The 12,145-nt window shown below is 46.2% G+C and carries 12 protein-coding genes; 1 reads left to right on the top strand and 11 read right to left on the bottom strand.

The genetic code is table 11. From position 1 onward, the window contains the following. Positions 1-11: 11 nt before the first annotated feature. The 6 genes from LKD46_RS04395 to LKD46_RS04370 form a co-directional block, all read right to left on the bottom strand. Complete coding sequence (locus LKD46_RS04395) at positions 12-1,532, bottom strand: ATP-binding protein (protein WP_227573867.1); 1,521 nt, start codon at positions 1,530-1,532, stop codon at positions 12-14. Then, complete coding sequence (locus tag LKD46_RS04390; protein ID WP_227573866.1) at positions 1,529-2,815, bottom strand: vWA domain-containing protein; 1,287 nt, start codon at positions 2,813-2,815, stop codon at positions 1,529-1,531. Before LKD46_RS04390 ends, LKD46_RS04395 begins: the two co-directional genes overlap by 4 nt. Positions 2,816-2,849: 34 nt before the next feature. After that, the gene (locus tag LKD46_RS04385) at positions 2,850-3,281 is read right to left on the bottom strand and encodes a hypothetical protein (RefSeq protein WP_118626141.1); all 432 of its coding nucleotides are present in this window, start codon (positions 3,279-3,281) and stop codon (positions 2,850-2,852) included. 155 nt (positions 3,282-3,436) lie between these two features. Next, entirely contained in the window at positions 3,437-4,096 is a 660-nt protein-coding gene (locus tag LKD46_RS04380) for an SdpI family protein (RefSeq protein ID WP_331465962.1), read from the bottom strand. Then, the gene (locus tag LKD46_RS04375) at positions 4,083-4,361 is read right to left on the bottom strand and encodes an autorepressor SdpR family transcription factor (RefSeq protein WP_015527197.1); all 279 of its coding nucleotides are present in this window, start codon (positions 4,359-4,361) and stop codon (positions 4,083-4,085) included. The genes LKD46_RS04380 and LKD46_RS04375 overlap by 14 nt, the downstream gene beginning before the upstream one ends. Before the next feature lie 215 nt (positions 4,362-4,576). Further along, positions 4,577-4,807, bottom strand: coding sequence for an HPr family phosphocarrier protein (locus LKD46_RS04370; RefSeq protein ID WP_110103223.1), 231 nt, complete (start codon positions 4,805-4,807; stop codon positions 4,577-4,579). Positions 4,808-4,961: 154 nt separating this feature from the next. On the opposite strand from LKD46_RS04370, the gene LKD46_RS04365 reads away from it, so the two are divergent. Continuing rightward, positions 4,962-6,188 carry a 6-phosphofructokinase gene (locus tag LKD46_RS04365; protein ID WP_227573865.1) on the top strand — a complete coding sequence of 409 codons (1,227 nt, stop codon included), beginning with the start codon at positions 4,962-4,964 and terminating at the stop codon, positions 6,186-6,188. Between the two features lie 146 nt (positions 6,189-6,334). On the opposite strand, the gene LKD46_RS04360 is transcribed toward LKD46_RS04365, so the two are convergent. The 5 genes from LKD46_RS04360 to LKD46_RS04340 all read right to left on the bottom strand — a co-directional run bounded on the left by LKD46_RS04360 (position 6,335) and on the right by LKD46_RS04340 (position 12,119). After that, positions 6,335-7,423, bottom strand: a complete 1,089-nt coding sequence (locus LKD46_RS04360; RefSeq protein ID WP_110103225.1) for a class II aldolase/adducin family protein — start codon at positions 7,421-7,423, stop codon at positions 6,335-6,337. A 239-nt stretch (positions 7,424-7,662) separates the two neighbouring features. Continuing rightward, on the bottom strand, positions 7,663-9,480 hold the full coding sequence (locus LKD46_RS04355; RefSeq protein ID WP_227573864.1) for a S8 family peptidase: 1,818 nt from the start codon (positions 9,478-9,480) through the stop codon (positions 7,663-7,665). Between the two features lie 104 nt (positions 9,481-9,584). Then, entirely contained in the window at positions 9,585-10,355 is a 771-nt protein-coding gene (locus LKD46_RS04350; protein WP_227573863.1) for a prolipoprotein diacylglyceryl transferase, read from the bottom strand. Then, positions 10,352-11,170, bottom strand: a complete 819-nt coding sequence (locus LKD46_RS04345; RefSeq protein WP_227573862.1) for an arginase family protein — start codon at positions 11,168-11,170, stop codon at positions 10,352-10,354. Before LKD46_RS04345 ends, LKD46_RS04350 begins: the two co-directional genes overlap by 4 nt. 43 nt (positions 11,171-11,213) lie before the next feature. Continuing rightward, complete coding sequence (locus LKD46_RS04340; protein WP_227573861.1) at positions 11,214-12,119, bottom strand: DUF308 domain-containing protein; 906 nt, start codon at positions 12,117-12,119, stop codon at positions 11,214-11,216. Positions 12,120-12,145 lie beyond the last annotated feature (26 nt).

Here is a 12,145-nt window from a genome sequence, read left to right as displayed (position 1 = left end):
TAAGGGATCATTCATATTTCTAATAGTGACGCACATTCCTCCTGAAGCTTTTTCTCCTGTTTCCGGTAAAGAAGCTTCTCACTGCAGGCAAAATAAGGATCACAGCCATACTCCCGGATAAAGGCCGCCGCATGGGTGTTCCGGGTCAATCCGGTAACAAAAAGCACCGTTTCCTGTCCGTCCCCGAAGCATTCCTTCATAAATGCAAATGCCTGTTCCAGCTCCCCGGTGATCTTTTTCGCACAGGCCTTTCTCTTCTCCGCCATTTCCGTAAAAAGCTGCCGGATCCGTTCAAAGCCAGCCTCTGTTTCTGTGATATGCTCCTTGCGGATAGTAAGGCTGAATTCCTCCAGAATGCGGATCACAAGCTCTTCCGTAGTCTGCTGATCTGCGGTAAGAAGCTCCGCCTCCAGACGGACAGCCAGACTTTTCTTCTTCATATCTGTAAATTCATCCAGCGCCGTCATGTCCTTTTTATCCTGGAGAAAAGCTTTCAGATGCAGAAGTTCCTGATAAACAGCACCTGTCTCACCATCCATCTTCTCATAGGTCAGAAAACTTCCGTTCAGGCCGTCAAGCAGAAGCCCTGTCACAAGGAAGCGTTCCTCAAAGGAAGCATCCTTCGCCATTTTTACCTTTTTCTGCTGCTCTTCCTCCGGCATCTCTCCGGAAAGCAGGCGTTCCAGTCCATAGTCCTCTCCGTACTTCCGGTACAGCTGATAGCTGGCAAAAAAGCTTCTTGCGATCTCATCTCTGCATAAATACTCCCCGACCAGATTCTCCGTGATCTCCACGCCCAGTTCCTCATAAGCCTTCAGGATCTCAGACAGGTCTTCCCAGCCTCTTGCTGTCACGAAGAATTTCCCGTCCACTGTATTCTCCACAGAATAAAAATGATCCTTTTTCATGCCGAGATAAGCCAGGATCGATCCGTGGATCTCCTTTTTCCAGGCATACTCCATCCACACATCAAGATCTGCCTCGATATCCATCCTCCGCACACGATCCAGTGTTACAATATCAAACTCCCGGACCGATTTATTATATTCCGGAGGATTTCCTGCTGCCGCGATCAGCCATCCTTCCGGCACGCTGTGACTTCCGAAGGTCTTGTTCTGAAGGAACTGCAGCATAGTGGGTGCAAGTGTCTCGGAGACACAGTTGATCTCATCAATAAAAAGGATTCCCTCCTTTTTCCCGGTACGTTCCATACAATCATACACAGAAGCAATGATCTCACTTAAAGTATACTCTGTGATGCTGATCTCTTTTCCGTTGTAGCACCGGGTCACGATCCTTGGCAGTCCTACCGCACTCTGTCTTGTATGGTGGGTGATAGTATAGGATACCAGACCTACCCCGCATTCCTCTGCCACCTGCTCCATGATCGCTGTTTTTCCGATTCCGGGAGGTCCCATAAGCAGGATAGGACGCTGCCGGAGTCTGGGAAATGTATAGCGCCCGGCTGCATCCTTCCGGTTGTAAGCCAGTAAGGTATGTTTGATCTCTTCTTTTGCCTCTTTTATATTCATGTTCTGTAACGCACTCCTTCCTGCTCTGCCACAAGCCGGATCGCCCAGGGCGGAACAAGCTCCATTTTTTCTGTTTTATGCAAAAATACAAAGGCCGTTTCATAATCCGGTTTGCTTCCGGGATATATCCCGTCCCCGTCTGTAAAATAGATCAGAGCCTTAAGACTGCGGATTTCTTTTTTCTCCTGCTGCTCCTTCACATACCGGAACACCGGCCGGAAATCTGTTCCGCCCCGGCCCTGTATGGTGATATTTTTGCTGTATTCCTTCCATTCTTCCTCGGAATGGATCACCTTAACATCCTGGATACAGCAGTCACACTGGATCAGGTACACCTTCATTTTATGGAAAAAATTCTCTTTTTCACTGAGAATGGAATACGTTTCTCCAAGGAATCTCCGCACAGTCTCTCCATCACAGGAGCCGGAAGTATCAATGGCGATCACCAGCTCCTCCAGACGGTTCACTTCCTTATATTCCAGTGGCTCGATCAGCGGAAGATTTCCATAATGCTCCATCCCGTAATTATAAAAAATATAATCAAAGCTTTCCGTATCCAGTTCCACCTCTTCCCGCAGCACAGAAAACTGACGGAGAAATTTTTTGTAATCGTACCTTCCGGATCTTACCGTTCCTGTTTCTTCCTTCTGGTCCCCTTTCTGGCTTCCCCGCCGTTTCCGGTGATCCTGACGGTTAGCGGCAGTATAAGAAAGAAGCTTGTTCCATTTTTCCTTTGTTCTTTTTCCTTTTTCTCCTGTGCAGATGTCCCACAAGGTGTGATCGTCAAAATGAAAGGCTTCTTCCAGTTCTTCCAGGTGAAACGGAAAAGCCTGTTCCTTCAGCTTCCGGCAGATCTTTTCTGCGGAATCCGACCTGTCTCCCAGAATATGAAAAACCTTTTCACGGATTTTTTTCGCATCGCCGCCTGTCTCCAGAATCGGAATCTTTTCCCTGGAAATGATCTGTTCTACTGCAATATCACAGGCCAGGTTCCATAAGCGTCTGTCCTCCTGATCTTCCCGAAAAAGATGCAGATACAGGCAGTGCAGCAGCATGTGCAGATAACCTCTTCGTACTGCCTCCGGCCTTTTTACATAAAGCTCCAGCAGATATTCCGGGGAAAAAAGGAAGAAAGCTCCGTCTGTTCCAATGGTTCCGGTCTGCTCTGAGCCCTTCCCGGAAATACAGGCAAAAGCACCGTCCAGATATGGAAAATAGTAGTACAGCTCGTTCCTTATATTTTCCAGGATATGTATTCCAAGCTCTTCCTGCCTCCGGTCCACCGAATGCCTCCTTTCCTGATTTCCTGAAAAAAAATCACAACTCGAATTTTTTCTCTTTAAATCCATAATTTGCTTTTTTCAAATGGAGAAGTCCCATCAGCGCCGCAGGTCTCCTCCACTCTTCGGCCAGTTTCAGGAACACTTCCAGTTCCTGTTCCCCAAACCATTCGTTCTCATAAAGCTTCTCGATCTTTTCCCAGTCATCTTCCAGGATCAGACGTTCCACAGCCGGACGGATCCTTTTCTTAAGATATGCTCCATAATGCGCGCGTTCCTCTTCCTCCACACCTTCCTCCAGAAAATATCCCCGCAGGGCAACTGCCAGCCGCAGCGGCTCCTGCTTGGTACTTCCGAATTTCCGGTAAAGATGAATGGCCTCTTCTTTGGCATCCTCGTTCTCTGCCCGCATTTCAAGAGCATTGGCAGCAACTTCCACATCTTTTTGAAAACGGCTTAATTCTGTCATAGTGATCCCTCCTGTCTGCTGTCGGTTTATAGTGTTCGAGAAAATGCTTTTGTATGACATTATCATATCACGTACCGTTTTGTTTGAACATTATTTTTTGGTAAAAAAGAAGCCGCCACTGCCTTTTTACGACAATGACGGTCTGAAGATTTTTCTCAGATTCCCTTTTTATAAAGAATAAATGAATAGATCATTGGCACAAGGATGACCAGCAAAATTACCGCAAAAACAATTTCCGTTTTCAGGAGCAGCGAATTCATAAGAAAAAGCAGCCCTGACAGGATCAGTATCCAGCCTGTCATACGGTTGGTACGGTTCCAGTTCTCCTCGCTGTTCAAAGTCCAGGGAAGCTTCATTCCCACTGTATAATTCTGTTTCACCTTATGAACGTAATTTCCGAGAATGATAAACATGATACCTACCATGATATTCACGATCACACCTATATCAAGTTCCATTCCCAGAGCAAGTCCGTAGATCGTCATGCAGGTGATCACAGACACCACCGGAACCAGCCACAGAATCATGGTAAAAATACGCCTGTTGATATTTTTTCTCTTTGGATCATTGGCTGTAAAAAACACGCAAAACAGATGGATCAGCAAAAGCAGAAACGGAATTCCAAAAACTGCCAACGGCTTGCTGCTCCAGCCGTTGGCCACATTGTGCTGATCAAAATGTGTTGCGATCTTCTCCGGCAGACGGTCCCACAGCAGGATCCCTGCCAGTGACGGTGAGATCGTAAGGATACTCCCGAAGATCAGGGACATTTTATATTCCTTCAGAAACTCTTTTCTTTCTTCACCTTTCATCATTCTTTCCCCCTTTCAGATCACTGAGCCACAGAAGCAGCTCCTCTACAACTGTGGTATTCAGTTCGTAATACACGAAATTCTTTACCTTCGTTTCCCACACAAGATCTGCTTTCTTCAAAATTTTCAGATGATAGGATATGGTTGCACCTGTCATGTCAAAATGTCCTCCGATCTCACCGGCTGACATTTTCCCGTTTTTCAGAAGCTGCAGGATTTCTCTCCGCACAGGATCCGAAAGTGCCTTGAAGGTTTCTGCAAACGCCATCGTGTATGGCTTCCTCCTTTCGGATGGTATTTAGAAATATTTCTAAATAGAATATATCATTTTCGGCTTTTCCAGTCAATAACTATTTAGATTTTTTTCTAAATAGTTGTATTTGTCATATATCAAAAATGAGGATACCGAGCATCGCCTCTGCGACCTTACGATATCCTCATTCACCATCGATCAACCATTATTTATTTTTTCTCCTCTTAAACCTACCTCATGCAAAAACCAAGACTGGATGTGATCTCCGGCGCAAGCTCCGGCACATGTGCACAAAAGTCCATCTCTCTTCCAAGGCCAATGGATGCAACTCCAAGAATGGATTTGCCATTTACTGTTCTGCTTCCCCTTTTCAGATCCACTGCAAACGGAAAATGCTCCGTCACATCAAGAAAACGGTTCACTTCATCCATGCTCTCAAACTGTACTTTTCTTACTGTCATCGTTTTTTCACCTCTTTTCTCTGTTTATACTATTATATTACTATGATATAACCATTTGCTAGAGTAATTTTTTTATAAAAAAGGTGATTTTTTTAGATGTTATCTTCTCCTATTTCTGTTACAATATAAAAAACAACACCCAGGAGGTATCAAAATGTCAAAAAAGAACCTTATCGCAGGACAATCCGGCGGACCAACCGCAGCTATCAACAGCAGTCTTTACGGTGTGGTATCTGAAGCACTTAAACATACAGAGGAGATCGACCATGTTTATGGTATGGTCAACGGCATTGAGGGATTTTTAAACGGAACAGTCCTTGATTTCCAGGAAGCACTTCCGGGAGAGCAGCTTCTCGCTCTTACCTGGACACCCGGCGCCTATCTCGGTTCCTGCCGTTACAAGCTTCCGGAATCCCTGGAGGATCCGGTTTATCCGAAGCTTTTTCAGAAATTCGAGGAGATGAACATCGGCTGGTTCTTTTATATCGGCGGCAATGATTCCATGGATACCGTCAGCAAGCTTTCCCGCTATGCCGAAAAGATTGGCAGTGACATCCGTATCCTCGGTGAGCCGAAGACCATTGATAACGACCTTGTAAACACCGACCATACTCCCGGATTCGGAAGTGCTGCCCGCTACGTAGCCTCCACCGTCCGTGAGATCACCCTGGACGCCTGTGTCTACGAGAAAAAATCCGTCACTATCATCGAGATCATGGGACGTCACGCAGGCTGGCTCACCGGAGCTGCTGCCCTTGCCCGGAAATACGTCGGAGACAATCCGCTTCTCATTTATCTTCCGGAAACCGATTTCGATGTAGAAGAATTTCTCCTGAAAGTTAATGCTGCCTTTGAGAAAAACTGCAACGTCGTAGTCTGTGTATCTGAGGGAATCCACGATAAAGACGGCACATTCATCTGCGAATACGACAGCGCTGCCGGAACCGACGCCTTCGGTCACAAGATGCTTGCTGGCTGCGGTAAATATCTTGAGAATCTTGTACGCAGCCGTCTTGGTGTCAAAGCCCGCTCCGTAGAGCTCAATGTAAGCCAGCGCTGCTCTGTCTCCATGCTCTCTGAGACAGACCAGCAGGAAGCAATTCTCGCCGGTGAATTTGGTGTACAGGCCGCCCTGAACGGCGAAACCGGAAAGATGATCGCATTTAAACGTCAGAGTGATTCTCCATACTCCATGAAATGCACACTGGAGGATGTCAACGTTATCTGCAACGAAGAAAAGACTGTCCCTGTAGAATGGATCACAGAAGACGGCTCCGATGTCACCGAAGACTTTATCCGCTATGCCCGCCCTCTGATCCAGGGAACTGTAAATGTTCCGGTTGGCGAGGACGGACTGCCGGCGTTCGTGTATCGGAAATAAGATTTGTGGTAATGCGGATAAAAATATCCACATTTGCTGCGTAACTCTGTCCTGAACAGATGTATCCGTCATTCGATAAAAATGCACCGGGAATTTCTTAACAGTTCCCGGCGCATTTTCTTTATTTCTCTATATATTTTTCTTTTTTATTTCTTACTGCGGTATGCTTCTGCTTCCCAGTGTGTGATAAAATATGTGATCTCATCGGTCATCTGCAGCGGGCCGCCAAAGCTCTCCGCATACACTGCAAGCTTGATCGCATCCTTTACCAGAAGCTGTGCCTTTGCTGCCTTTCCTTTGTCATCTTCCATGATAAATGCGCCAACGCCCTGTACCAGGATCAGTCTTGGCTCTTTATCATGCTCTGTCATAAATGCATCCATCGCATTTTTCGCCTCATCAATATTTTCTACAAATAACGGATAAGGTCCGCAATATACAATATGATCTGGAGTAAACGGCTTCAGAAGAGGTGCTGCAGCAGTTTTGTCTTTTACAAAATTATCAGCCTCCGCAGCCGGTACGACTTCCACCGCATGTCCAAGCAGACTGGAAAGCTTCTGTGCTGCCTGCTCTTTTTCAGGTGTAACTGCATCACTTACATCCGCAGTTCTCTTTACCTGCTTTTCCAGCTTTCCGATCACACCATCGAATAAAACGCCAATCTCCTCTACAGTATCAGCCGCAACAAAAATTCCGTGATTCTGAAGCAGAAGGATCTGCACGTCTTTTCCTGTTTCTTCTTTATAGGCATTCATTTTCTCGAAGCAGATGCGGGCAAGTGTGTATCCCGGTTTGCAGATATCGATCCAGAGTACATCTTTTCCAAGAAGCTCTTCGCAAAGAGCCTTTGCGCCCTTTCCGCAGGTCAGTCCATTGATAAGTGTCGGATGAACATGCAGGACATACGTATAGGCAAACAGATTGTGGAGCAGCGCTTCCACGCTGGGACGCTTGGTTTTATCCTCATCGGTCACTGCCGCCATTACATCTGCAAGATATGCCGATTCACGCTTCACATCATCCGCCGGATATTCCGTTTTCATGATCTCATTCAGACGGGCTCTGTCCATTTTGACAAATTCCTCTGCCTTAATGGTAGCAAGCTGTGTACCGGATCCCTTTACATACAGTGTTGTATCGTCTTTTACAGAAGTATTACCGCCTCCTGCCAGAACATAAGCCGGATTGCTTCCGTAAGTGTTTGACATTTTTACCAAAGTTGAAAGCTCCATAGTAAAATCCTCCCTTTTGTATCATTATATATTTTTTCCATATATTTATAGTACACGATACAAAGTGAATTATCTATATGAATATTTTTTCCAAAATTAGTACTTTCGTATCCTTTTATTACTTTTCCAAATGTAATATCTATACATCTTTCCATTGAGTTTCTTCTGCGATCCGGGAAATCGTTTTTTCTTTATATATAAATAATAAGCAGCATACATGATCAAAAAAACAGATCATCTCACGTCAGCAACTCAAAGGTATGATACAGATCCACCCTCCCATACCCCCACTCCGGGTTTGGGTACTGCATGTTTTCTTCTCTTCTTGCGCCTCTCTGCAGATAATATTTCACGCTGCTCCCGGTAAAAAACGGCTGATTATTCCGTATGATCGCCCATTCAAACAGAAGTGCCGCGATGCCGGCGGTCTGTGCAGCGGATATACTGGTTCCGGAGCGGGTTCCAAATCCGCCTCGTACCAGCGGCACTTTTACGTTAACGCCAGGAGCTGCAAGATGTGGAGTTATCATGCCATCTGGCGTATAGCCTCTGCCTGCTGCAATGTAGATGCTTCCGTCACGGTGCTGGTAGGCGGTTGCCGTGATGCTGTTCCTGGCATCTCCCGGCGCTGTCACCGTAGTATAGGGGGATGGTTCCAGAAAATAAGTATCCTGGGAGATCAGCCCTTCCACAGGAAGCCACATATGGAACTTTACGTTCTGCTGATTTCTTGCCTTGGTAAAAATTTTCCAGATACCGGACGCCGGATGGAAAAATCGAATATACACCAGCGAATATCCGGTCTGACGCTCGATCAGGATATAATTCACATACACCTTTGTTTCCACAAAAACAAATGACAGCTCCTGAGTCCTGAAACCGATGGAGCTGCTTACCTCCAGTATCTCTCCTGTAGGTGACTGAATGGAAAGCCCGTAGATTTCCGGCGGCTCACCCCAGAATTCCATGGTAAAGCCCTGCTCTCCTTCCGCCACACGAAGCTCCGTCACGATCTGCTCCCTTCCCTGAGAAAAAAAGCCTGCACTGTGGTTTCTGGTATTTCCTTCGTTTCCTGCTGCCACAGATACGGATACTTGGGAAAAATTTGCCACATAGTCCACATACTGGCTTAACGCATTGGTCCCCAGATGTGCGCCCTGGCTGCTTCCGATTCCCAGACAGATAGAAAGTGGCATCTTCAGCTTTTTGGCCTGGGTAATCGCAAAAGCAATGGCCATCATCACATCATTTTCCTGAAAAGCTTCTGCCTCCGGAGGATAAAGATAAAAATTCCGGAGATATTGTTTTGCCGGCTTTACCTTGATGATGATCAGGGTTGCCTCCGGCGCTGCTCCGGTAAAATTTTCTCCGGGTACCATATTTCCGGCAGCAATACCTGCCAGTGCCGTGCCATGGCCGTTGGTATCTCTGGATGGCACGATGGCAAACGGATCCTCGGAATCCAGTGCCCGGTCAATATCCTTTTTCCGGAATAATTTGCCATATGGAACTTCTGTATCTGTTATATCATCCCCCTCTTCCGGCAAATTATCTGCATCTCCATTTTCAGCTTCCGATTCCCGCCCAGACTGATTTTGTTCTTCATCTTCTATGGACTGATCCCATAAATAAGCGATTCTGGAGCCGCCTGCATTTCGAAACACTTCATTCTGATAATCAATCCCCGAATCGATCACCGCCACCGCAGTACCTTTTCCACGCAGCTTCAGATAGGGGTGATCGTGCAGCCTGTTGATTCCTGATTTCCCTGCTGCCTCCATATCCATGTAGGTATAGCATTTCGGGATTGAATTATAGGAGATTCCCGTGACCTCGATCTCTCCCATACTTTCCAGCGGAACATAAAGAACACCGAAAATTTCATTGATTGCCTGAAAAGATGTCCCCGGGAAAAGTTCCATAGTATCCTGGACATCCTGCATATATTTCACGATAAAATCCCCGAAGCGCTGACTCTGTGCCGGATTTTCCGTCTGCGCTCCGGGGATCTTATCCTCTGTTTTCATATTTGGTTCAAAATCTTCTTTTCTGAGCATGACAGGCCTGCTTTCGCCTTTTTCATAGATGTATGCAGCGAAAGCCTGTCCTTATACCACTATTGTCCAACTTTTTCCTGATACATGGAACTTCCCTGATTCATTTAAACGCAGCTCTTGCTGTCTCTTTTTTTCCTGATCAATGTCAGCAGCACGATTCCCGCAATCCCGGTAAAAATACTGATAAACTGGGATGTCGACAAAATCCCCACACTTCCACGGATAATATCCCCACGGAAAAACTCGATTACAAACCGTCCAATGCTATAAAAGATCAGATAACAGGCAGTGACCTGACCATCTTCTTTTTTGTTCCGTGCGATCAGCAACAACAGAAGAAAATGCAGAAAATCCAGTCCGCTGGAATACAACTGCGTCGGGATCAGCGCCACGTGATTGGGCGCATATTCAGAATTCTGAAATATCACAGAAAAAATACTCTCTGTCTCTTTTCCATAACAGCAGCCCGCCAGGAAACATCCGATCCGTCCAAATCCCTGGGCCAATGCCACAGATGGCAGGATCACATCTGCATATTTAAAAAATACAAGCTTTCTGATCCTGCAGTACAAAAGCCCCGTCAGTATCCCGCCGATGATACCGCCAAACACCACAAAACCAGAGCTTAAAGTTTCCATTATAAATTTCGGATCCTGAACAATTGATTTCCACTCTGTGATCCAGAAGAGAAGCTTTGCACAGAAAAATCCCCCTACCAGGCACCACAGGATCATTGGAAAGATCTGTTCACTGTCAAGCTTCTGTTTTCCGGCTCTGTATTCTGCAGTCAGGCAGCCTGCCACAATTCCAATGGCGATCATCAGACCATAACCGTATACCGTAAATGGCCCGATGGTAAGAAGTTCATTTTTCATCGGTTTCCTCCTGTTATCTCATTCTTATTTCCGTCATGATCTTCGCTCCCGTATGCGGACAGAAAACACTCCAGCAAAGCAGCATTGGCCCGGTCATTCAAGGCGCTGTTTCCAGATTCTGCCACATCACATTCACCACAGATATCCACGCCCCGGATTCCCTCTGCACATATTTCTCTGACCCTCTTCAGACATTCCAGCAGAGTATTCAGGCGCATGTCTCCCTGGCTCCAGTTCGTGTCCGCATCATTCTTGCAGAGAACATCTTTATCCACAGAAATGTACAGCGGCAGCTTTCCCACATGCTCACTTACAAACGCACACATTTGCGCTTCTTCCATTTCCAGAAGCTTCTCTCTGCTCAAGAACTCCACCTTTTCCTGAATCTCCGATTCCACTCTGGAAAAAGCCTCCTCATCCGGGCCGATCAGGATCACTCTTTTAAGCAATGGAAGTTCCATGACAGAATCGTAGATCCATCCTCCGCAGGAAAGCAGACCTCCGAATGCCGGCGGCTGCATATCCGTGTGATTGTCAAATACAAGAAGCGAGAAAGGCTCCGATATCTTTTCCAGCCAGATCCTTGTCATATAGTGATAGTTTCCGGAATCAATAAAATGGATCCCTCCGGAAGAATAAGGGGCAATACGGCTGCGAATGGTATTCATCGCATCCTCATCGCAGTAGCAGTTGGTTCCGGGAATGTCCCTGGCCTCCACCCGGGATACTTCTTTTCCCCTCCAGAACTGCTGATCCTCATATATTCCGGAAAAATCCATCATCAGTATCTTTATGTTTTTATCTGTATTTTTCATGTGCACATCTTACCACGGAATGACAGATGATGCAAGAGAAGGGTCAGTCCTTCCACTCTTCCAGGTCTTCATCGGAACCATCCAGAAGATTCTTCAGGCTGCCGGTTTCCGCCTGGTCTTTGCCTACATCCCAGAGCTTCATCTCCACATCCTCCGGTTCTTTTTCCCAGCGGGAATTCTCCTGCTTTTGCTCTTCTTCCGGTTCTGTCGATTCTTCTGTCTCTTTTCTGTCCGCAGAATATCCGTCTGTGTCTGTTGGATATTCTGTTTCATTCCCGCTCTGCTGCTCACCTGGCGCGTTTTCATCCTGGGTTTTTGTATCATTTGGCATATCCATATCTGCCGTTTCATTTACAGCATCTGAACTGTCTGCACCAGAATCTTCCTTCTCTGTCTCTGCTTTTTTTGCAATCTTCCGAAGCCCCAGCTTCATAATAGTATAGAATACGATATCCGCAGCTCCGTCACACACCAGCACCCAGCCGGAAAAGATCAGCAGAGTCATGATCTTCGGAAATCTTCCAAACAGCATCACGATTCCAAGTACAATGAAAACAAGACTTCCGATCAAAAGCACGCTCCATGCGCCGTTTCCTCCTTTTTTCAGAAGGAAAGCTCCTTTAAACTTCCACAGACTGTCAACCAGTACAAATGCGCTGAGCATCCATGGAAGCAATTTGATCACGATGGACGGTGTCATAAAAAGAAACACACCCAGTACAAAAACAACCACACCACTTAGAAGATCCATGATCGTAGCTTTCGCTTTTCCACGTATGTAAATATAAATATGATAAATGCCAACTCCGATGAGGATCAGCCCGAATACTACTTTGCAGATCACATCCACCGTCTGCGTGGGGATCAGGATCAGGCAAAGTCCAAGCAGTATATAAAATACTGAGGAGATGATCTCACCCTTTAGAATGTTATTAATTTTTTCACCCATGTTCATTCATACCTCCTCTGTTATTC

The organism is Blautia fusiformis, assembly GCF_020686995.1.
In the GTDB taxonomy this organism is placed as follows: Bacteria; Bacillota; Clostridia; order Lachnospirales; family Lachnospiraceae; genus Blautia_A; species Blautia_A fusiformis.
The sequence above is the reverse complement of the archived record's forward strand: the minus strand, read 5'-3'. Positions and strand labels throughout refer to the sequence as shown.